The organism is Bacteroidota bacterium (assembly GCA_016721765.1).
Taxonomy (GTDB): domain Bacteria; phylum Bacteroidota; class Bacteroidia; order UBA4408; family UBA4408; genus UBA4408.
Genome location: JADKHO010000004.1, coordinates 868981 through 891389 on the forward strand (window position 1 = coordinate 868981; position 22409 = coordinate 891389).

General features: G+C 36.5%; 28 protein-coding genes. 20 read left to right on the plus strand and 8 right to left on the minus strand.

Annotated elements, in window-relative coordinates:
* From IPP32_17705 to IPP32_17770, 14 genes are all read left to right on the plus strand, one after another.
* Positions 1 to 282, plus strand: a complete 282-nt coding sequence (locus tag IPP32_17705; protein MBL0049922.1) for a hypothetical protein — start codon at positions 1 to 3, stop codon at positions 280 to 282.
* Between the two features lie 25 nt (positions 283 to 307).
* Entirely contained in the window at positions 308 to 490 is a 183-nt protein-coding gene (locus IPP32_17710) for a hypothetical protein (GenBank protein MBL0049923.1), read from the plus strand.
* Positions 491 to 493: 3 nt separating this feature from the next.
* Complete coding sequence (ade, locus tag IPP32_17715; GenBank protein ID MBL0049924.1) at positions 494 to 2131, plus strand: adenine deaminase; 1638 nt, start codon at positions 494 to 496, stop codon at positions 2129 to 2131.
* A 290-nt stretch (positions 2132 to 2421) separates the two neighbouring features.
* Positions 2422 to 2835, plus strand: a complete 414-nt coding sequence (locus tag IPP32_17720; GenBank protein ID MBL0049925.1) for a winged helix-turn-helix transcriptional regulator — start codon at positions 2422 to 2424, stop codon at positions 2833 to 2835.
* Positions 2832 to 3203 (plus strand): DoxX family protein, encoded by a 372-nt coding sequence (locus IPP32_17725; protein MBL0049926.1) that lies wholly within the window; start codon positions 2832 to 2834, stop codon positions 3201 to 3203. The genes IPP32_17720 and IPP32_17725 overlap by 4 nt, the downstream gene beginning before the upstream one ends.
* Before the next feature lie 12 nt (positions 3204 to 3215).
* Positions 3216 to 3425: a hypothetical protein gene (locus IPP32_17730; protein MBL0049927.1), complete on the plus strand. Its 210-nt coding sequence runs from the start codon at positions 3216 to 3218 to the stop codon at positions 3423 to 3425.
* Between the two features lie 20 nt (positions 3426 to 3445).
* A complete protein-coding gene (locus IPP32_17735) occupies positions 3446 to 3859 on the plus strand; it encodes a DUF1801 domain-containing protein (GenBank protein ID MBL0049928.1) in 414 nt (137 codons plus the stop codon).
* 8 nt (positions 3860 to 3867) lie between these two features.
* Complete coding sequence (locus tag IPP32_17740) at positions 3868 to 4254, plus strand: DUF1801 domain-containing protein (GenBank protein MBL0049929.1); 387 nt, start codon at positions 3868 to 3870, stop codon at positions 4252 to 4254.
* A 30-nt stretch (positions 4255 to 4284) separates the two neighbouring features.
* Positions 4285 to 4764, plus strand: a complete 480-nt coding sequence (locus IPP32_17745; GenBank protein ID MBL0049930.1) for a VOC family protein — start codon at positions 4285 to 4287, stop codon at positions 4762 to 4764.
* A 43-nt stretch (positions 4765 to 4807) separates the two neighbouring features.
* On the plus strand, positions 4808 to 5269 hold the full coding sequence (locus tag IPP32_17750) for an SRPBCC domain-containing protein (protein ID MBL0049931.1): 462 nt from the start codon (positions 4808 to 4810) through the stop codon (positions 5267 to 5269).
* Between the two features lie 27 nt (positions 5270 to 5296).
* A complete protein-coding gene (locus IPP32_17755) occupies positions 5297 to 5824 on the plus strand; it encodes an SRPBCC family protein (GenBank protein ID MBL0049932.1) in 528 nt (175 codons plus the stop codon).
* Positions 5825 to 5877: 53 nt separating this feature from the next.
* Positions 5878 to 6297, plus strand: a complete 420-nt coding sequence (locus IPP32_17760) for an SRPBCC family protein (protein MBL0049933.1) — start codon at positions 5878 to 5880, stop codon at positions 6295 to 6297.
* A 305-nt stretch (positions 6298 to 6602) separates the two neighbouring features.
* On the plus strand, positions 6603 to 7037 hold the full coding sequence (locus tag IPP32_17765; protein ID MBL0049934.1) for an SRPBCC domain-containing protein: 435 nt from the start codon (positions 6603 to 6605) through the stop codon (positions 7035 to 7037).
* 119 nt (positions 7038 to 7156) lie between these two features.
* The gene (locus tag IPP32_17770; protein MBL0049935.1) at positions 7157 to 8086 is read left to right on the plus strand and encodes a T9SS type A sorting domain-containing protein; all 930 of its coding nucleotides are present in this window, start codon (positions 7157 to 7159) and stop codon (positions 8084 to 8086) included.
* 121 nt (positions 8087 to 8207) lie between these two features.
* On the opposite strand, the gene IPP32_17775 is transcribed toward IPP32_17770, so the two are convergent.
* The 8 genes from IPP32_17775 to IPP32_17810 all read right to left on the minus strand — a co-directional run bounded on the left by IPP32_17775 (position 8208) and on the right by IPP32_17810 (position 14952).
* The gene (locus IPP32_17775; GenBank protein MBL0049936.1) at positions 8208 to 9095 is read right to left on the minus strand and encodes a T9SS type A sorting domain-containing protein; all 888 of its coding nucleotides are present in this window, start codon (positions 9093 to 9095) and stop codon (positions 8208 to 8210) included.
* A 138-nt stretch (positions 9096 to 9233) separates the two neighbouring features.
* A complete protein-coding gene (locus IPP32_17780; protein MBL0049937.1) occupies positions 9234 to 9617 on the minus strand; it encodes a hypothetical protein in 384 nt (127 codons plus the stop codon).
* 78 nt (positions 9618 to 9695) lie between these two features.
* Positions 9696 to 10697 carry a cytochrome-c peroxidase gene (locus IPP32_17785; protein ID MBL0049938.1) on the minus strand — a complete coding sequence of 334 codons (1002 nt, stop codon included), beginning with the start codon at positions 10695 to 10697 and terminating at the stop codon, positions 9696 to 9698.
* Positions 10698 to 10796: 99 nt separating this feature from the next.
* Positions 10797 to 11567 carry a hypothetical protein gene (locus tag IPP32_17790; protein ID MBL0049939.1) on the minus strand — a complete coding sequence of 257 codons (771 nt, stop codon included), beginning with the start codon at positions 11565 to 11567 and terminating at the stop codon, positions 10797 to 10799.
* Positions 11568 to 11595: 28 nt separating this feature from the next.
* Positions 11596 to 12597 (minus strand): transporter, encoded by a 1002-nt coding sequence (locus tag IPP32_17795; protein MBL0049940.1) that lies wholly within the window; start codon positions 12595 to 12597, stop codon positions 11596 to 11598.
* Between the two features lie 52 nt (positions 12598 to 12649).
* Positions 12650 to 13039 carry a hypothetical protein gene (locus IPP32_17800; protein ID MBL0049941.1) on the minus strand — a complete coding sequence of 130 codons (390 nt, stop codon included), beginning with the start codon at positions 13037 to 13039 and terminating at the stop codon, positions 12650 to 12652.
* Between the two features lie 60 nt (positions 13040 to 13099).
* The gene (locus IPP32_17805; protein ID MBL0049942.1) at positions 13100 to 14488 is read right to left on the minus strand and encodes an alkaline phosphatase family protein; all 1389 of its coding nucleotides are present in this window, start codon (positions 14486 to 14488) and stop codon (positions 13100 to 13102) included.
* A 35-nt stretch (positions 14489 to 14523) separates the two neighbouring features.
* Positions 14524 to 14952 (minus strand): acyl-CoA thioesterase, encoded by a 429-nt coding sequence (locus IPP32_17810; protein ID MBL0049943.1) that lies wholly within the window; start codon positions 14950 to 14952, stop codon positions 14524 to 14526.
* A gap of 139 nt (positions 14953 to 15091) precedes the next feature.
* Here IPP32_17810 and IPP32_17815 point away from each other — a divergent pair, with 139 nt between their 5' ends.
* The 6 genes from IPP32_17815 (at position 15092) to IPP32_17840 (ending at position 22395) form a co-directional block, all read left to right on the plus strand.
* The gene (locus IPP32_17815) at positions 15092 to 15853 is read left to right on the plus strand and encodes a 5'-nucleotidase C-terminal domain-containing protein (protein ID MBL0049944.1); all 762 of its coding nucleotides are present in this window, start codon (positions 15092 to 15094) and stop codon (positions 15851 to 15853) included.
* The gene (locus tag IPP32_17820) at positions 15828 to 16781 is read left to right on the plus strand and encodes a metallophosphatase (GenBank protein MBL0049945.1); all 954 of its coding nucleotides are present in this window, start codon (positions 15828 to 15830) and stop codon (positions 16779 to 16781) included. Before IPP32_17815 ends, IPP32_17820 begins: the two co-directional genes overlap by 26 nt.
* A gap of 278 nt (positions 16782 to 17059) precedes the next feature.
* A complete protein-coding gene (dnaA, locus tag IPP32_17825) occupies positions 17060 to 18490 on the plus strand; it encodes a chromosomal replication initiator protein DnaA (GenBank protein ID MBL0049946.1) in 1431 nt (476 codons plus the stop codon).
* Positions 18491 to 18700: 210 nt separating this feature from the next.
* Positions 18701 to 19168 carry a low molecular weight phosphotyrosine protein phosphatase gene (locus IPP32_17830; protein MBL0049947.1) on the plus strand — a complete coding sequence of 156 codons (468 nt, stop codon included), beginning with the start codon at positions 18701 to 18703 and terminating at the stop codon, positions 19166 to 19168.
* 79 nt (positions 19169 to 19247) lie between these two features.
* Positions 19248 to 21152, plus strand: a complete 1905-nt coding sequence (asnB, locus tag IPP32_17835; GenBank protein ID MBL0049948.1) for an asparagine synthase (glutamine-hydrolyzing) — start codon at positions 19248 to 19250, stop codon at positions 21150 to 21152.
* Between the two features lie 46 nt (positions 21153 to 21198).
* On the plus strand, positions 21199 to 22395 hold the full coding sequence (locus IPP32_17840; protein MBL0049949.1) for a glycosyltransferase: 1197 nt from the start codon (positions 21199 to 21201) through the stop codon (positions 22393 to 22395).
* The last annotated feature ends 14 nt before the right edge of the window (positions 22396 to 22409 follow it).

Consider the following 22409-nt stretch of genomic DNA (forward strand, 5'->3'; position numbering starts at 1 on the left):
ATGGTTAACATTGGTATACTTGATTACTTGCACGATTCAAGCACATCTGCTGCTTATCATACTATTTTTAAAAGCCAAGATTTTTACAAATTTATGAGCTTTCAAAAACAAAACTTCAGCGCAATCAATACAGCACAAGCACAACTTAATTTTCTTAAACGTAACAACATTCATTGTGTAGCCTTATCTCCCTCAGCAAAGACACCGGCATTGCTATTAAAGCATGCTAGCCATTCCTTTATGGATAAAAAATCTGGTGAAAAATTTTTAGTTATTGATTAATCCGCTAATTTTAAATAAAAAAAAGATGAAAACTAATCGACCTCTCATTATTGCCACTTTTGTTTTATTACTCTCCTCCGGAAATTTTTCTCGCTTAAGCGGAACAGAATGCGTGCGTCCGGTGGTAATGATTACTTTGCTCACCATGGGTGCTGCAGTAGCTATCATTTTTCAAGAATTAATTAAACGCTATAAAGAAAAACAATAATAAATGGCGGAACTAACTTTTCAGCTCAAGGCCAACCTCGTAGACATTAAAAGCGAAACCATTTATCCTGCGCACATTAGTGTTACCAATGGCTTGATATCCAACATTGAAAAAATTAGCGAAACTCCGGAAACATATATACTGCCCGGATTTGTGGATGCGCATGTGCACGTGGAAAGCAGTATGCTTACCCCTTGCCAATTTGCACGTTTGGCGGTAATGCACGGCACTGTAGCTACCATCAGCGACCCGCATGAAATCGGCAATGTATTGGGAATTGAAGGGGTAGAATACATGATTGAAAATGGGAAACAAGTACCCTTTAAATTTTATTTCGGTGCACCTTCTTGCGTGCCTGCAACAACCTTTGAAACAGCCGGTGCTATTATAAATGCAGCCGATATTGAAAAGCTTTTTCAACGCGACGAAATCGTTTACCTTGCAGAGATGATGAATTGGCCGGGTGTGTTAAATGGCGACAGTGTGGTCTTAGAAAAAATTGCACTTGCCAAAAAATACAACAAACAAGTGGATGGCCACGCACCCGGCTTAAGAGGAGAACAAGCAAAAAAATATATCTCAGCAGGAATTACTACCGATCATGAGTGCTTTACTGCCGAAGAAGCTTTGGATAAATTGAAATACGGAATGAAAATTCTGATTCGCGAAGGCAGCGCTGCCAAAAATTTTGAGGCCTTAATTAATCTTTTGCACACCTATCCCAACGAGATTATGTTTTGTTCGGACGATAAACATCCGGACAATTTGGAACACGGACACATCAATTTGCTTGTAGTTCGAGCTTTAGAAAAAGGAATTGATTTATTTAAAATCCTAAGAGCTGCCTGCCTGAACCCCGTTGAACATTACAAATTAAATGTTGGTCAATTAAGGATTGGTGATGCGGCAGATTTTATTTTAGTAAATAATTTAAAAGATTTCCAAGTTCAAAAAACCTATATCAATGGGAAGTTAGTTGCGGAAAACGGTAAAACAAGAATACCTTTCCACGAAAGTAAAATTGTAAATAATTTTTCCACTTCAAAAAAAACTCCCGAACAGTTCAAAATCAAAGCAAAAAGTGAAAAGATATTTGCTATTGAGGCTTTAGATGGACAACTCATTACTAATAAAATAGCAGCGAATGCCCGCTACATTAATGGGTATTGCGAAGCGGATGTTGAAAATGATATTTTAAAAATAGCGGTCGTAAACCGATACAGCAATGCAGCACCAGCCCTTGGTTTTATTAAAAATTTTGGACTTAAGCACGGTGCCATTGCCTCCACTGTAGCGCACGATTCACACAATATTATTGCCGTTGGCACCAACGATGAGGAATTGTGTAAAGCGGTGAATTTATTGATTGATTGCAAAGGCGGCGTTGCCGGATTGAGTTCGAGCATGGAAATGATATTGCCCTTACCGATTGCCGGCATAATGAGTGGTGAGGATGCTTTTGAAGTGGCAAAACATTACACCGCCATTGATGCTTTTGCCAAAGAGCTGGGAAGCACGCTAAGCGCACCTTTCATGACACTTTCGTTTATGGCCTTACTGGTTATACCACATCTTAAATTAAGCGATAAAGGATTATTTGACGGCGATACATTTAATTTTGTGGACGTAACTAGAAATTAAATTTTGAGTGCCAAAACCGAAATTTATTTCGGCAGCTAAGTTAAATCTAAACAAATTCTCAATCCTACAACCCTTCGAATACCCCACTTAATAAAGGGATTTCAAACAATCTCAAAAAAAACAAAAATAAATTTGCGTAACCGAATCGTTACCTATATATTTGTAACCGATTAGTTACATATAAAAAGACAATAGATCGGATTCGGTTTTAATTTTATTAAATATGAACTACCAAATTGATCCATTACTGTATTCGTAAATCTGTAATAATCTGTTATCCGTAACCTCAAATGAGAAGAGATGTTTTTCAAGCCATAGCTGACCCTACCCGCAGAGCTATCATAAGCATGTTGGCGCATCAATCGTTGAATTTAAATTCTGTTGCCGAGCAATTTCAGCAGAGCCGACCTGCTATTTCGAAACATATAAAAATTCTGACACAATGCGGACTCATTACCATAAAGCAGCAGGGACGAGAAAGGCATTGTGAGGCGCAACTGGAGAAACTGAATGAAGTTTCGGATTGGGTGGAGCAGTACCGTGAATTTTGGAATACCAAATTTAATGCACTTGAAATTTATTTAGCACAATTACAAAAGGAAGAAATGCAGCTGAAAGCTAGCAAAAAATCAAAAAAGCCTTTGGTATCATCCCCAAAAACAAAAGCTGTAAAATTGTCAAAACCCAAACCAAAAACGAGATGAAAAAAACAAACACAATCTATTGGATTTTTACTGGATTATTTGGTGCCTTAATGTTATTTACGGCCGTTCCGGATATCTTAAAATCAGCAGAAGCGGTAACCTTTATGACCGAACATTTAGGCTACCCATTGTACTTTGTAGCCTTTATAGGATGGGCAAAAGTTTTAGGAGTATTAGCGTTATTTATTCCGGGATATCCAAGAATTAAAGAATGGGCTTATGCAGGTTTGGCTTTTGATTTAGTTGGAGCCATTTTTTCCATATTGTCGGTAGAGTCATTTTCTGCTTCTATGCTATTTATATTGGTTCCGGTGGTGTTGGGCACCGTTTCATACATCTATTACCATAAACGTTTAATAGCAGCCTAAACAAAAGTTTCTATGGTAGAAATTTTTAAAACATCGATTGAAAGCAGAGAACAATCTGAAACGGTGAAACAAGATTTGCTCACCTTATTTCCTAGTGCAAAAATAAATTTTGATTTAGATGATTGTGATCGAATTCTAAGAATTGAAGATGATAAGATTTGTCCGCAAGAAGTGCTTAATTTTTTAGCTCATAAAGGATTTGAAGTTGAAATTTTAATTTAATTTTAAGTAAAGAATTTGTTATGGATAAAGAGAATTTATCAAGCGATACTTCAGGTGTGGATAGTCACATTTTAAAATTAGCACCAGAGCTGGCCATTATTGTAACATATTTACGCAAAGTGATATTATCCACTAATTCTGAAATTGGTGAGCGCATTAAATGGAATAATCCCAGTTTCTTTTATAAAGGAGCAATGAAACCCTTTAATCCTAAAGAGTATAAACGAGAGTTGATTGTTTTTAATCTTTTTAAAGGACGCATTATGCTTGTTTTTCCAAGCGGAGCAAAGGTTAAGGATACAAGTGGGTTACTAACCGGAGAATACGCAGATGGCAGAAGGCTTATTGTTTTTGAAAATATTGAGGATGCAAAATCCAAAGAAAAAAAATTACAAAAGATTATTAAAGATTGGATCAAATTAATAGACAAATAAACCTGACTATGAAAAAGGAAATATCAAATTTTGAAGAATATATTTCTTTGCAAGAAGCTGAAGCAAAAGAAATGCTGCATAAGATGCGTGAACTCATCCTCGAATTAGCGCCTGAAGCAGCTGAAGTAATTAGTTATGGAATGCCGGCCTTTCGCTACGCAAATAGTATGCTCGTATATATTGCAGGCTTTAAAAAGCATTGTAGTTTGTTTGCAGCAAATAGTAAATTAACTGCTTCAATGGCTGATGAATTAAAACCTTACAAAACCTCAAAAGGTACCATTCAATTTCAATTCAATCAAAAGCTACCACTTACTCTTATTAAAAAGATAGTAAAAGCCAGAATGAAAGAGAATATAGAAAAGCAAAAAATAAAAGCAATCAAGAAAAAATAATATTCATCTAAAATAAAACTCAAAATAAAAATGGCTAGTATAAACGCTCCGCAAAAAATTACTCCCTTTCTTTGGTTCAACGATAACGGCGAAGAAGCAATGAATTTTTACTGTTCGATATTTAAAAATTCCAAAATTAAACATGTTAGTCCTGGACCAAATGGCAAAGCCTTTACCGGTAGTTTCGACTTGGAAGGACTCAGCTTTCATTTTTTAAATGGAGGGCCCATGCATGCTCAATTTACGGAAGCTATATCGCTCTTTGTGCATTGTGAGGATCAAAATGAGGTGGATTATTATTGGAATAAACTTACTTCAGATGGCGGTAAAAACAGCCGTTGTGGCTGGCTTAAAGATAAATTTGAACTATCCTGGCAAATTATTCCAAGTGCTTTAGGTCGATTAATAGGTGATCCTGATCGCGAAAAAGCGGGCAGAGTTATGCAAGCGCTATTAAAAATGGATAAAATAATTGTAGCCGATTTGGAAGCAGCGCATCGCGGTGAATAAAATACCGCATTTATAATTTTTTAAATTTTAGTAAAAATATAGTATGACAATAATTAAAGAAGTAACACTAATCCGCTATTTTTCAGCTCCAAAAGAGCTCGTGTTTAAAGCCTTTACCAACCGCGAAATGCTGATGCAATGGTGGGGACCACATGGATTTACTAATCCGGAATGCGAAATGGATGCACGCGAAAATGGGAAATGGAAAATTAATATGCATGCGCCACAACTTGGCTTTCCTAACAGTTGGGTGGAAGGTGTTTTTACCGAAATTATTCCGGGTGAAAAGTTAGTATTTACTACCAAAGGAATCTTTAGACCAGATGGAAGTCATGGCCTCGAAGGCTTAAACACAGTAATCTTCCAAGAGGAAAATGGAAAAACAAAATTAACGTTACATGCAGCTTTAACGAAACTCGACAAAGGCTTTGAAATGGCAGCAAATGGCATGGAACAAGGCTGGAGCGAAAGCTTCGAAAAATTGGCAACCTTACTTACAAAATAAAACAAATTCAAACCTAAAACTTCAACTATGCTCGCATTAGAAATAGTTCTATTAATTATTGCAGCCATTTTGCTTGCTGCATTATTCAGCCCAAAGAATTGGTCGATTGAAGCAACTATAGAAATTCAAAAGCCCAAACAAGTGGTGTATGATTATTTAAAAATTTTAAAAAATTCTGAGCAGTATAATAAATGGGTAATGACCGATCCCAATATGAAGAAAGTATTTAAAGGAACAGATGGAACTGTTGGTTTTGTGTATAGCTGGGACAGTGAAAACAAACAGGTAGGAAAAGGGGAACAAGAAATAAAGAAGCTAATAGAGGGAAGCCGCATTGATTATGAAATTCGCTTCATCAAACCATTTGCCGGAACTTCCACTTCTTCCCTCCTGCTTGAAAGTTTATCCGACAACCAGACAAGAGTTAAATGGACATTCAACAGCAGCAGCAACTACATGATGAAAATAATGCATGTATTATTCAATTTAAAAAAAGTGCTGCTAAAAGATTTACAAGCGAGTTTGGGTAATTTAAAATCAAATTTGGATAACTAATTTAAGTGCTCACATCGATTAACTAAAATCAATATATCTAACAAAATTAAAATATGGAAACAACACAAGCAATCACTGTAAGCGCAACTATTCAAGCAGCTGTATCAAAAGTATGGGAGCACTATACGCTTCCCGAACATGTAATGCATTGGAATAATGCTTCCGATGATTGGTACTGTCCGCATGCCAAAAATGACCTAAGCATAGGCGGCCGTTTTGTGTATGGCATGGCTGCAAAGGATGGCAGTTTTAGTTTTGATTTCGGAGGTACCTATACTGATATTAAGCAAAATGAGCGCATTGCTTATATCATGGACGACAATAGAAAAGCAGAAGTAATTTTTTCCCCGCAAGGAAATGAAACAAAGGTAACAGTGACTTTTGATCCTGAGATGGAAAACACCCGCGAATTGCAAGAAGGAGGTTGGCAAGCTATCTTGAATAATTTTAAAAAATATGTTGAGGGGGTTTAGGTATTGAGTTTTGGGGTTATTGGATTGTTATGTCATCCTGAGCGCAGTCGAATGAGGGTTATTGGATTGTTATGTCATCCTGAGCGCAGTCGAAGGAGGGTTATTGGGTTAATAAGTTTTATATTCTTTTATTAGTTTGTACCAAGTCATCCTGAGCGTAGTCGAAGGGTGAGTGATTGAGTTTACGATGTCATCCTGAGCGGAGTCGAAGGGTGGGTTATTGAGTTTACTATGTCATCCTGAGCGGAGTCGAAGGATGGCTTATTGGTTTATGAGTATTTTGCATGCCTTAAAAAAATATCAAAATGGGAACAACAGAATTGCGCGTTGAAAAAATTTTAAATGCACCTATAGCTCATGTTTGGAAAGCATTTACGGATAAAGCAGAAATGAAAAAATGGTATTTCGACATGAATGCTTTTGAAGCAAAAGTTGGATTTGAATTTCAGTTTATCGGCACCGATGGAGATTGTAATGAGTTTGTACACCTTTGCAAAATAATTGAAGTGATTCCATATAAAAAGCTCGTGCACTCATGGAGTTACAAAGGTTATGCTGGCGAATCAATATTGACTTTGGAGTTTTTTGAGGAAGGTGCAAACACCCGAATAGTGCTTACTCACGCAGGTTTAGAAAGCTTTCCATCTGACCATAAAGCCTTTGCAAAAGCAAACTTTGAAGCAGGATGGGCTGAAATTATCGGAAGTAACCTTCCTAACTACTTGCAAAAAAACTTTTAATGGGTAGATAACTTACTTCTAATCGAATTGTGCTGCTAATACTCCATTTTATTCTACAAACAGTTTTATTTTCAAGATAAAATTTATCTTTGTCTTTGAAATTTTATTCCATTTACTACATGAAAACAAAATTATTTTTAAGCTTTTTAGTGGCAATTATTCTTGGGTTAACTCCAACATCCCAAGCACAGTTAAACACTTATTTCCAAAACAATCCGGTATGGCAGGTGCACAGTAATTGCAGTGTTGGCGGACCTTGCTATATGATTGAAGACTATAATTACTATACTAAAGGTGATACACTGATTGACTCTTTAATGTACGTTCAAATCTTTAAAAAAGGACAAGGTTATTTCGACTGGCAAGCGCCATTTCAAAATCCAGGATGTATCGGAACTTATGCATATATTGATACTGTTGCACATTATTTTGTGCGTTCAGATAGTCGTGTAGTTATGATCAGACAGCCGGGCGATAGCATGGAACGATTGCTGTATGATTTTAATTTGGCCATTGGTGATACCTTGCCCATTAGCTTTAATAATTTTTTTAGAGACATAGTTGTATCCGGCATAGACAGTGTGCTTACCCCTAACGGATATATGAAACGTTTCGCTTTAACAGGTGCCACTTGGAGCCAATACTTAATAGAAGGCATTGGACATTCAAGAGGATTTACGGAACCATTAAAAGCCCCATTGGAATGTGCTTATACGCTTAGTTGTTATGGAACTAATGATTCATCCTTTTATCCCGCTGCAGGAGCTGGATGCACCATTGCCATTGGCATTGCAAAATATCCACAGAAAATAGCATTATCGGTTTTTCCAAACCCATTCAGCACCAGCACAACTTTTCAATTTGATGCAGCACTTAGGAATACTGAGCTAAAAGTGTATAACATTTATGGGCAATCCACTTCCATTAAAGTGGCACAACCCAACGGAAAAATTGTGTTGCAAAAAGGAATGTTGAATTCAGGTGTATATTTTTATGAATTCTTGCATGAGAATCAAGTAAAAGCCAGCGGTAAATTTATTGTTGAATAAATTTCCAGTTTCGGTACAATTTATTTCAAAAAAAAGCCTGTATGGATTGCCCATGCAGGCTTTTTTTTGAAGCAGAAAATTATAAATCTCAAGTCAGAAAAAATTTCAATTCTCTTTCATCTTACATTTTGACGAAGGGAAAAACCTGTATCGAATCGGTTGAAATCATTTTCAGGACATAAAACCCTTTAGGTAAATTCGCTACATCCACTTGATTTATTGCAGAGTTATTTAAACTACTTTGAGCGCTTAGAATGTTTCCTGCAAGATCTAAAACTACGACATCCATTTTTTGAGTGTCAGCGTGAGTATCTGCAATATTAATTTTATTTATCACCGGATTAGGAAAAATGCGCACACTGTTCTGCTGTTTTAAGTTGGCTAATGCAGTTACGTTTCCTACAAAAGCTAAATTATCGATATATAAATAATCGCCATCAGTAGGATTAGCACCGCTCGCTGCAAAGGTAATAATGCAACTGTCAGGAGCTGAGAAATCTGAATATACCAGTGGAATTGTAAAATTTGTCCAGCTCATTGCCATTCCCGATAGCACCAGGTGAGCACTTGCAACAGGCATTCTCATTTGCATTCCCATATCCCATCGCGTAAGTTGAACATCCACGCTACCTTGTGAGCTACCAAAAATCATGTGTTGCCATTTGCCGGTTAAACTAGCCGGTTGTTGATTAAATGCGAATCCGCTTTGAGGCTGCATTGTGGTAGTATTAATTAGCCCGCTTACCGCGATTCCCGGAACTACTCCCATACCGGAAACGCTTTTACTTGTGAGCTTTAAATAAGCAGTACCAGGACTTCCGGGAGTACCTTTACCACAAGTGAAAATCCCCATAGGAAAAGTTAAGCTATTTAAGCAACTCCAATTATCTGGTGTTACATAACTTCCTTGATTAGTCCAATTCTCGAATCCGGCATTTGGAATTGATTGAGCATAAAGTAATGTACTTGTCATCAAAGCAAGCAAATTAAGTATAAGCTGTTTTTTCATTTTCAAAATAATTATTAAACTAAAATTAATTTATGTCCATTGCATCTTATTGCATTGATACGAATCGTGGTGATAGTTGATTTTATTCACAACAGAAGTGAATGATGCTAGAAGAATGAGGTGCAAAATTAGGCTGAATTATTCAGTTACAGCAATATCCAAATTCTGCTCATCTTTTCGATCCTTACGCTTAATATTTATGGATTGCCCACCATACACCGGAGCTGAAATGGAGGAGTCGTATCCGACCGAATATAAATAATATTTTCCTTGCTTTAAACCTGGAATTTTCACATTGTCTTCATCCGCTTTACCTTCAAAGGTTGCATCATAACTACTAGTAGAGGACCCCGGAGAATCTTGCGTATCAAATTTTACAAAAACAGTTGCACCATAAATTGCCTTGCCATGATGCTTTGGAAAGGCAACAACAGTAGCATCGCCGCCTAAGCCCGGTTTTTTACAGGATTGAATTGCCAATAATGCTAGGAGTGCTAAAGCTATTAATTTATTTTTTTTCATTTGATTTGAGTTTTATAATTTAGATTAGGGTTAAATTTGTATTTCACTATTTTATAAACGAAAGCTATAAGAAATTGTTTAATCGGAAAGTGCTTTCAAAAAATTTACTAAATCAATTTTTTCTTGTACTGTTAAGTTCAATGGCTTTAAGAGCGCACTCTTGTTAAAATGTGCTTTTCCACCTGTATTATAATGCTCTACCACATCTTCTAAAGTTGCTAAACTTCCATCGTGCATGTAGGGAGCAGTGTAGGCAATATTTCGCAATGATGGAACTTTAAACTTTCCCACGTCACTGTGCAAGGTAGTGATTCTGGCGCGACCTGAATCTGCGTAATTTAAATACAGTCCATTATTTTTAAAACTGTTATCTGTAAAATTGTATTCCCCATGACAATGAAAACATTCTCCACGTTCACCAAAAAACAAGGTCATTCCATTTTGTTCAGAGGCGGATAAAGCAGCTGTATTCTGATTGTATTGATACTCATCAAACTTCGATTTACCACTAAATAAAGTTCTTTCGTAACATGCAATAGCACGGGTCAATGCAAACACTGAGGGGGCTTGATCGTAGGCCTTATTAAAATCATTTTTATAGCTTTCGATTCTATTAAGCCGATTAACAACGAGATTTACATCAAAGTCCATTTCATTATGCGCATCAATAGGTGCAAGCACCTGCTGTTCCAAATTTGGCACTCCACCATCCCATAAAAAATAGGGTTGATAGGCTGCATTTATAATAGATGGCGCATTTCGTGTTCCTAGCAAACCATCAATGCCCAAGGCTACTACTAAGCCATCCGTAAAATGCAAATTATCTTTGTGGCAACTTGAACACGAAATACTGCTGTCTCTTGATAAAATAGGATCAATAAACAATCTTCTTCCTAATGCGATTCTGTAGGCAGTTGGCAAATTATCGGATGGAATTTGAGGATAGGGAAAACCCATCGGAACAGTGAGTGTGAGCTCTCTCTTACCTTCTTCAATTTCCTCAACAACTGCTTTATCCTTTTTGCATGAAAAAAAGACAGATGCCAGGAAAGTCAGCAATACGAACAGATTAATTTTCATTTTATTTCTTTTTGAAAGCAGGTGTTTACAATGAAAGCAAATTTTAACTTATCTTAATTTATTTCAATCAAAGTAAAGCACCTGCTTAGGTATAAATTCTTATTCAATACTCATCGCGCCTGGAAAATTGTTTGCGATTTTAGTTGCCAACATCATGTTATCCATGGTGTGTGTTTGCTGTTCGCTTCTCATATCCACATTCTGTAACACTTTTAATAAATCAAATACAAAGGCTATTTCTTTATCTGAACCGTTGGCCACAGTAAATGCACTTGTACTAAAATTCATGTTCCGTTTAAATGAATCCATTCCAATGTGATAAAAGAAAGGGCAATCGGCAGGTCCATTCGCAGCGGCAGTAGTGTCACATACACCTTCCACCTTGAAAAATATATAACCCGAACTCCAACTCCAGTGAATACTTGGCGTTTGAATTGCAAGCGGATTGCCTGTTGCATAGGTAGTTGGATCAAGATGGTTAGTGGCAGAATCCAATCCCAAAATGAATTTTAAGCCTTTGTAGTTTCCAACCGGTACCATTCCTAAATCATAATCTTGTTGCGAAGGTTTGGCAAGTAATACTTTTCCTGAAAGCGCCAATTCACTTCCATCTTCTTTAACCAGCTTAATGTTGGATAAATAGTACCTGAAATCGGCTAAAATAAATTTTCTTCCGGAAGCCTGGGTATATGTATTGGTGTAATTAGCCAATTGATTCCCAACTTGGTTATGTATATGAAATTTTAAATTTTGTTCCGCATTTTCTGGAATTACTTCCTCTGAATTGTCTTTATCCTTTTTACAACCTGTAAAAACAACTGCTAGCACAGCAGTTAAAATAATCATTGATTTTAAATTTGTTAGGTTCATTTTTTAGTATTTTAAAGTTAATAAATTATTAGTTAAAAGCATAACCCAATCCTGCAATAATGCGATACTGCATGTGGGGTTGTGCACCATTTAGTTGTTGACTTGTGGGCAGATGAAACGCCGCACTTAATGAAAATTTCCGATAATATACATCGAGCCCGGCATGTGCTAAAAGAACAGCCCCACCGGAGTTTTCGAGTATATATAATTTATATAAATCCTTACCGGCTTGTTCAAAGTACATGCCTAAGGAGGGATACATAAAAAGCTTCGCCTTATTGAATTCGCGGTATACATTCAGATTTGCATTTAAGCGGTTGGAAAACTGAAAACGATACTTATCGCGCGAAGTAATCATATAAGATGCATTCACATTCATTCCCCATTTTTTATACTTGGCCAGGTAAGACAGGCTTGGCATTACATCCCAACTTCCGGTTCCCGGCTGATGTGTTTTCTCTAATGGATCCTCGGCTTCATCCATCTTTGATTTGCCAAGTGGAAATTTCACACCGGCTCCGGCCAGCAAACGCTGTTTAATTCCAACACTGTCCATAGCATTGAGATTAAAAAGCTGATACTGCGCAAGGAGTAATGGGTCGCCAAATCCTTGAACAGTGCTGCTTTGCTTCATTTCAGTGCCTTCTGCTGCTGATGATGGCTCTACATGGCTCAAGCGATTACCACTTGCACTTGTAGTAGAAAATGCATGAAAAGCATTATCACTCATACTTTCCACATTAACTACATAAGGTACAAAAACTTGCATTTGCAGTTTTTGCAAGGGATAATATTGGGCATACACTTCAATATTGCTGCGTGTTTCACTAAAATCGTGCGGACTTAAACTATACTTCTCAAGCGTTTGATTATCCAAGTGAGAACCATAGTATACGGATTGGGTATAGCGTGTGCCAATTGTATTTTTTTTGTAATGAGGATTTATACCCAAATAACAATTACAAAAATCACAAGCTATAGCAAATTGCGTCCAAACAATTAGAGAGAATAACACTATTAGTTTTCTCATAAATTGATTGATAAGTATTATTGAATATCCATTCCGCTATGCGGCAAACGGACTAAGAGATAAGCGTTAAAGACGCTGCAGGGGGATGAAAAAAGGAGAGCAACACCTCTTGAGGCTTTATTTGGAGGTAGTTGAAGTGTATATTAGAAATGGAATACAATTGAATAAAATCCAATTGTTCAGAATAAGCCTGATAATATTGTATGTTTTCAGTCTTATCTTTTAAAGGAGAGGTCGGAACTTGCTCCTTTTTATCTTGAGCTATTAATTGCTTACGCAGATGACAGGAACCATTGCATTGCAACTTCGGCTTAGCTTTATTTTCGCAATATTTAGCGGTAATGTACTTTTTATTCCATTCGTAATGCGCTACAATAACAATACTGCTAAAGCTTTGTAAAAGCACACCTGATAAGACTAAAAAAGCAATTATATATTTCAATTTATAAATCTTTGGTACAAAGTTAAACAATTAAAATCGCAAAATTGTGATTACAATCAGTTATTTTAATGACTTTAATTGGTTTTGGCTTAGATTATACTTCCACTTTAATTCACCATTTGCTGAATAGGTTTCGAAAGTTATAACCCGCTCACCTTTGTTTCCGCTGATTCCGATTTTTGAAAAATTATTCTCCAACAATAAGGAATTTTCTATTCTGTTGGGATTATTAAACTCAGGCTTATTGCTAATATTAAATATTCCGGAAGTGATGCTGGAGCAGGTAAAATCATATAAGGTATAAAAATTTGTGGGTGTATATTTTACCATTTCTGTGAAGTGTCGGTCTCCACTTAAAAAGACTACTCCGCTGATTTTATTTTCGATGATAAAACTCATGAGTTCGTTAAACTCCGATGGGTAAAAACGAAAGCACTCCTTATCGGCCATAGGGTTAAGCACTTGACCACCGGTTACAATAAATTTAAATACGGAAACACTCGAAATCAAACCATTCTTGAGCCAGGCCAGTTGCTGTTTTCCATAAAATTGTTTATCCGTATTGGGTTTACCATCAACACTGTCCTTTAATTCATTTGGTGAGCGATAAAAACGATCGTCCATTAAAAAAAACTCCGCATCACTCCATTTAAACTTCGAATAAATTCCGGGATTATCAAACTCTCCAAAAGTTTTATTGCCCCAATAGTTTTTGAAATTGGTAAGCGCATCTCCTTTCATTTCCCAGTATTTATTGCTGTCGTTGGGGCCGTAATCATGGTCATCCCAAATGGCAAAATTAGCACGAGTGGCTTTTAGTTTTTGCATTTCAGGAATTCTAAAATCATGCGAGTAGCGATATTTCATACCCCATTCTGAGCTAAAATCCGCTTCACGGTAATATAAGTTATCGCCATCCCAAATCATAAAATCACTAGGAGTATTTCCCATCGTTTCCAATATTTTGGGTGAAGCACCATAGGGTTTTCCGGGTCGGTCATAAAGACTGTCGTTTATATACGTGCAGCTTCCAAAAAGGAATGAAAAATCTGGCGCCGGTTTTCTCCATTCCCACAAATCCTTTGTTTTAAAGGTGCATGAGAAGGGAAACGTAATTTTTTTATCGTCGAGATATACTTCATATTCATATACTGTATTCATTTTTAAACCGGCCAACTCTATCTTAATGGGATTAAATTTTTTTCCAAGCGGTCCTGAATAATTTTCACGCACCATAGCAGCAGTTGGCTTGTTTCCTTCCGGTGACGTTGTTTTTTCGCGATACTGGAGCTGCACTTTCTTGACATCAGCACCAACCTCCATCCAAATTAACACTTCACGGTGTTCCACATAACCCAACATAGGGCCCGATATTAGTGAAGAAGCGGATTGTGCAAAACCAACACAATTGAATCCTAAAAGCAAAGCAATCAGCAGAAATTTTTTCATATTAAAATAGTAGTTAAAGGTTTAATAGAATTAGGTTATTGATTATTAGAAGTATCAGCAGTTCCAGAAAGTTTCATTTTTTCAACAAACCAATCCGGCGGTGGACATGGCTTATTCGAGGCCATATTCACAAACACGAGCGTAGTGTTGCCTTTATTTAACAGCTCATTCGTTTCGCTTAAGGTTTCATACTCAAAAAATATCCGAGCGCCTTTCACTTCCGTTATGGTGGTTTTTATGGTGAGTAAATCATCGTAAAAAGCAGGCTTAAAATACTTAATATGATATTCCAGCACAGGAAGCATGATTCCCTCCTCTTCCATCTTGCGGTAGCTCAAACCCAGGTCGCGCAGTCCTTCCACACGGCCCACCTCAAAATACTGTGCATAATTGCCATAATACACGTAACCCATTTTATCGGTTTCGGCATAACGAACTCTAATTTGTGTGAAAGAAGTAAACATGAATTTGGAATTAAAATAATGCCGGTAAAAATAAGTAAACTATAGGCGCTAATCCCAAAAATATTTTTCACATAATAGTAGCGAATGTGTTGATAAATGGCTATTATTGTAAGGCTCAAAATTGGCGCAATAACTTGTTATGACTACATTTCAAAAAACACTTCTCGCTTTAAGCACTTCCTTTATAATTGCTGCTTGTTCAACTACAACAACCGTTACCAACGTTGAACCCACTGCAGTGCAACTTAACACTTCAAGCAAAAGCGACCCTGAATTCGAAAAAATTATTGAACCCTATAAAAGCAGCATGGAAGCAGAAATGAATCAAATATTGATTGTTTCTGAAAGTAGTGCGGAGAAGAATCTTCCGGAAGGAAAGTTAGGAAACATTACCTGTGACATGGTCTTGAAAAAAGCAAATGATTACTGCATGGAACAACACTTAGAACCTGCAGATATATGTTTATTAAACAATGGAGGTTTGCGCTCTCCCTTACCCAAAGGTGAAATCCCCTTAAGTAAAGTATTTGAATTAATGCCTTTTGAAAATGAGCTGGTAGTGCTTACCATGACCGGAAAAAAAACGAAGCAAATGTTTCAAGCCATTGCGCGTGATAAAGGTATGCCCATTGCCGGAGCGCGCGTGGTAATTCAGGATTCTCTTCCACCGATAGTAACAGTTGGAGGGAAGGACTTGGATGAAACAAAAAATTACCGTGTTGTTACTTCCGATTATTTATCAAATGGTGGGGATAAAATGTATTTTTTTAAATCCCCCGAAAGGGTTGATACGCTGCATCATAAAATACGCGATGCAATTGTGGAATACATGAAAGAAGAAAATAAAAAAGGAAACACTTTAAAACCGATGCTTGATGGAAGAATTTCTTATAAAAAATAGACGTGATTTTTTAAAAAATTCACTTTATGGTAGTTTGGGTGTTGCAGGAATGACAATGCTTCCAAGTGATGTGTTTGCAAAAAAAGAGATTGTAAAAATTGTAATTTTACACACCAACGATGTGCACAGCCATATTGATCCTTTTCCCTCCAATGACCCTAAATACCCCGGCTTAGGTGGTGTTGCGCGAAGAGCAGCTTTGGTGGAAGAGATTCGCAGTAAAGAGCCAAATGTATTGTTATTAGATGCCGGTGACATTTATCAAGGTACACCCTACTTTAATAAATTTGGGGGTGAATTGGAATTAAAATTAATGAGCAAAATGGCTTACGATGCCGGAACTATTGGTAACCATGATTTTGACAATGGCATACCGGGAATAGTTAAACAATTACCCAACGCCAGCTTCCCATTGCTTTGTGCTAACTATGATTTTTCGGATACAGCCATGAATGGAAAAACGCAAGCCTATAAAATTTTTGAAAAGGATGGAATAAAAGTGGGTGTGTTTGGAATTGGAATTGAGTTGGATGGATTGGTGGACAAGCGCATGTATGAAAACACAAAATATTTGGATCCTTTGGAAAAAGCTGCTGAGATGAGTGTGTTGCTTAAGCAAGAAAAAAAATGCGATATCGTGGTGTGCCTTTCTCACTTGGGATATAGTTACGAAAATAAAAAAGTGAGTGATGTGGTGTTGGCAAAAGAATCGAAAAACATTGATTTAATTATTGGCGGACATACGCACACCTTTTTGGATAAACCTGTTGAACTAGGTAATCGTGAAAATAAAAAAGTAATCGTTGCACAAGTGGGATGGGCAGGAATTAAATTGGGAAAGATTACTTATTTTGTTGAACGTAGTTCCAAGAAAAAACATGTTGAGGGCACCAGCTTGAATTTACATCATCTTTCGAATTCGATATAATTTTTTTTCAAACATTCAATGGATGTTGAATAATAATTTGAAAATTATTTTGGATTTAAATTTTTTTATTCGAAAGTAAATACGTCTTAAAGTAAACTTGCCGAATCCCTTGCTAACACAACAAAAACAAAAATTCGAAAAAGTCAATACCTACAAAATATTTTTATAAACTTTTTTATTAAAAATTATTTGCGCACTCAAATTTTAATTGCAATTTAGCCACTCGAAAAATTACAAAAGTAAACCACATTATATCACCCAAAAACAGAATTATTATTATGGAGAAAAGTTTCGAAAAGGTATGGGAAAATTGTCTGAGTATAATTAAAGACAATGTAAGTGCACAAAGTTTCAAAACCTGGTTCGAACCAATAAAACCTCTTAAACTCACTTCTAACGTATTGACTATTCAGGTTCCCAGTCAATTCTTTTACGAATGGTTAGAGGAGCATTACATTACCTTATTAAAGAAAACTGTAAAAAAGGAATTAGGAACTGAAGGCCGTTTGGAATACAGCATTCTAATGGAGAATTCATTCAGTAATTCTAAACCGTATTCCATAAAAATTCCAACCAGCAATAAAAAAGCCTTGGTGAATTCTCCTGTTACGATGCCATTGGATATCAGTAACAAAGAGATTCGTAATCCATTTATTATTCCGGGTTTGAAAAAAGTAGATGTGCAATCGCAATTGAATGCCAACTACTCTTTCGAAAATTTTGTAGAAGGGGAATGCAATCGCTTAGCACGCTCTGCCGGATATGCGGTTGCCGAAAAACCGGGAGGAACATCTTTTAACCCACTCCTTATATATAGTGCAGTTGGATTAGGAAAAACGCATTTGGCTCAAGCCATTGGAATTGAGATAAAAAATCGTCATCCAAATAAAACTGTTTTATATGTTACTGCCGAAAAATTTATGAATCAATACATTGATTCAGTGCGTAACAACGATCAAAACGATTTCATTCATTTTTATCAAATGATTGATGTGTTGATTATTGACGATGTGCAATTCTTCTCCGGTAAGGAAAGAACACAAGATATTTTCTTCCACATATTTAATCACTTACATCAAAACGGAAAACAAATTGTATTAACCTCCGACAAGCCTCCGGTGGAAATGCAAGGAGTAGAGCAACGCTTACTTTCCCGTTTCAAATGGGGATTATCAGCAGATTTGCAAGCGCCTGATTTGGAAACCCGTATTGCCATTTTAGAAAAGAAAATTTATGCGGATGGTATTGATATGCCAAAAGAAGTTATAGAATACTTGGCCTATAGTATAACAACCAATATTCGTGAACTGGAAGGTGCTTTGATTTCATTGCTGGCTCAATCCAGTATGAATAAAAAAGCAATCACGCTAGAACTTGCTAAATCGATGATTGACAAGTTTGTGAAAAATACTGCGCGCGAAGTTTCAATTGACTACATTCAAAAAGTAGTTTCTGATTATTTTGATTTACCTATTGAGTTATTAAAATCAAAAACACGCAAAAGAGAAGTGGTACAAGCTCGCCAAATAGCAATGTACTTCTCAAAAAGTATGACAAAATCATCTTTGGCCAGTATTGGAATGCAATGCGGAAACAAAGATCACGCAACAGTTTTGCATGCTTGCCGCACGGTAAATAATTTAATAGATACCGATAAACGATTTAAAACATACATCACCGAACTTGAAAAGAAAATTTCTGTGATTTAAAATAATCAAAACAAATTTCTGAAAAGAGTTAATAAATTGGAATCAACCATTTATTAACTCTTTTTAGTTTAGAGCTTCTGCGGAATTTTTATGTATTACAAAATAATTTGAAGCTTTGAAATTAATTGAAAACAGAAATGAAATTACTCGCGGTTAAATCTGAATTTATAATTTAATACAACGAAGTTGAATTACGAAGGAAATAAAAAAATGACAACAAAAATATTAATGGTTTGCCTGGGTAACATTTGCCGCTCTCCAATGGCAGAAGGCATTATGCGTCAAAAAGCTGAGAAATATGAATTAGACGTGCACGTGGATTCGGCCGGCACAATAGCCAACCACGTGGGTGAAGCTCCCGACAAGCGCAGTATTGCCAACGGATTAAAACACAATTTAGACATTTCGAGACTTCGTGCCCGTTTGTTTACCGTAAACGACTTCGATAATTTTGACTTAATTCTTGTGATGGACCGCAGCAATTATAAAAATGTAATTGGATTGGCCCGTAATAATGACGACAAGAAAAAAGTGAATTTAATCATGAACGAATTATACCCACGCACCGATATTGAAGTTCCGGATCCTTACTTTGGCGGGGAAGAGGGTTTTGATAAAGTTTTTCACCTCTTGGATTTAGCTTGTGAGAATATAGCCAGGAATTTGGTCAATTCATAAGTATACATCCATTCGTAGAATTTCCTATAATCCCCCATTCCTTTTTTTTACTTTCGCAGCCTAAATTTTTGGACGCAAAATGTGTGGAATTGTTGGGGTATTGAATTTTTCAAATCAAGCACCAAATCAGGAAAAAATAACGCAAGCCATTGATAGGCTCTGTAAAAGAGGTCCTGATGGGAACGGATTATTTGTTCACAACAAAGTAGTTCTAGGTCATACTCGACTTTCTATAATTGATACCTCAGCAACTGCCTCCCAACCATTTACCGACAATTCGGGTCGTTACACCATAATTTTTAATGGAGAGTTCTTTAATTATCAAGAACACCGCAAAACACTTGCGGATAAGGGTTTTCAGTTTCGTTCTCACAGTGATACCGAGGTGCTTTTGCAGCTTTATATAAAGGAAGGCCCTGCTTGTTTGCAAAAAGTGAATGGTTTTTTTGCACTTGCCATTTACGATAATCAAGAGCAGACTCTCTTTGTAGCGCGCGACCGCATGGGTGTTAAACCCCTACTCTACTTTTATAATGACCAAAAATTTGTATTTGCCTCCGAAATGAAAGCTATGATGGAACTGGATATTCCACAAGAGTTGGATACCGTTTCATTGCAAACCTATTTACATTTAAATTACATCCCCACTCCTTTCACCATTTTTAAAAATGTAAAAAAGCTGGAGCCCGGTAATTACTTTTTTATCCGAAATAATATTCCCGAAAAGCACTGTTACTATAGCATAAAGGACACATCAACACAAGAAAATTCTCCGAAAGATTACGAAAGTGCAAAACAAAAATTAGTGGAACTTATGGATAAATCAGTGCAATTACGCCTGATTTCGGATGTTCCATTAGGTTGTTTTTTGAGTGGGGGTATTGATTCATCCGTGATAGCAGCAATTGCATCAAAGCATACGAAACACCTTTCCACTTTTTCGATAGGATTTAAAGATGAACCGCTTTTTGATGAAACGCATTATGCACAATTGGTAGCAAAAATGCATGGTACCAATCACACCGTTTTTTCGCTTACAAATGCCGATTTATTTGAGCACCTAAATGGAGCGCTTGATTATATTGATGAACCTTTTGCTGATTCCTCCGCACTAGCGGTATATATCTTAAGTAAAGAAACCCGCAAGCAGGTAACTGTTGCCCTTTCGGGAGATGGCGCCGATGAGCTTTTTGCAGGTTACAACAAGCATTATGCAGCCTATAACTCACGAGAAAAAAACATCGCAAATACAGTTTTAAAAAACAGTCGATTAATTTGGGAAGCATTACCCAAATCGCGCAATTCAAAATTCAGTAACTTAATTCGAAAAATAGAAAAATACAGTACCGGTTTAAATTTGAACGACAAGGAGCGTTACTGGCGCTGGGCAGGGTTTACAGATGGTATTGAAAGCCGTGAAATGTTGCATCCCGAATTAAATCAAAAACTTGATTCAAGTGAAGCAGAACGAAGAAAATCTGAAATTTTGAAGCACATTGGCCCTGAAATAAATTCAGTTTTACACACTGATATGGAATTAGTTTTAGTGAACGATATGCTCACTAAAGTGGATATGATGAGCATGGCAAACAGTTTAGAAGTGCGCACACCATTTCTGGACTATAATGTTGTTGATTTTGCCTTTTCTTTGCCCGAACATTTTAAAATCGATAAAAATCAACGTAAAAAAATAGTGAAGGATGCCTTTCGGAATGTATTGCCTGATGAGCTATACACCCGGAATAAACAAGGATTTGAAGTGCCACTATTAAATTGGTTTAAAAGTGATTTGCGCAGCACACTTGAGGAACTGTTAAGTGATTCCTTTATTAGGGATCAAAAAATTTTCAAACTTGAGTCCGTTCAAAAACTTAAAGCACAATTATTTTCGACCAATCCGCAAGACAGTGTTGCCCGAATATGGGCCTTACTGGTATTTCAGACATGGTGGAAAAATTTGAAGAAACCCTTAATAATTAATTAAAAAACGAACATTTCCACCTAAAAAGAGCGGAAATAAGATACCTACGATGCCACGAATACTTAGAATTACCAACCGTTTTAATTTAGGAGGCCCCACTTATAATGTGGCTTACTTGAGTAAATATTTAGCCCCCGAATTTGAAACACTTTTGGTTGGGGGAACAAAAGATGAAAGTGAAGAAGGTTCAGAATACATCGTAGAAAATCTTGGCCTTAAACCTTTAATTATTCCCGAAATGCGAAGGGAAATTAATTTTAAAAACGATTATCTCGCCTACAAAAAACTAAAGGAAATAATCCGCGAATTTAAACCCGATATTGTACACACCCATGCTGCTAAAGCAGGCGCATTAGGAAGATTAGCCGCTATTTCATGCGGAGTTCCAGTAATTTATCATACCTTTCATGGGCATATTTTTAACTCCTTTTATTTTGGGAAACTAAAAACAGCATTTTATAAAGTAATTGAACAATATCTTGCAAGAAAAAGCACAAAGATTATTGCAATTAGCGACATACAAGCCGATGAGCTGGTAAATCAGCACAAGGTATTTAAACAAGAAAAACTGCTAATGGTGCCGCTTGGCTTTGACTTACAAAAATTTCAGACCAATACTTTAGAAAAAAGAAAAAGTTTTCGTGAGCGCTATAAAATTGCTGAAAATGAAATTGTTATATCTATAATCGGAAGATTGGTTATGATAAAAAACCATTCGATGTTTTTGGAAGCCATTAAGCTGCTTTTAGAAAAAACAAATAAAAAGGTTAGAATTATGATTGTGGGAGATGGAGCCGAACGAAAAAATATCGAACAAAAAGCAAATGAGCTAAAATTGCCCTTTACAAACGGGGAAGCAGATACTTTTAGCACCATTACATTTACTTCATGGATTAAAGACATAGATTGGGTGTGCGCCGGTTCCGACATCATTGCGTTAACCTCTTTGGATGAAGGAACACCGGTTAGTTTAATTGAAGCCCAAGCGGCAAACAAACCAATAGTATCTACCAATGTGGGTGGAATTGAAAATGTGGTAATACCCGGAAAAACAGCCTTATTGAGTGAAAACAACCAATTGCTCCCGTTTGCAAAAAATTTGCTTGAAATGGTTGAAAATGACGAATTACGATTAAAAATGGGGAGTTTGGGCTGGGAACATGTCAAATCAAAATTCCATTATACACGTTTGGTGAACGACGTTAGAACCAGTTACCAGCAATCGCTTGCCACCTATCGGAAATAGCCTTTCATTCAACT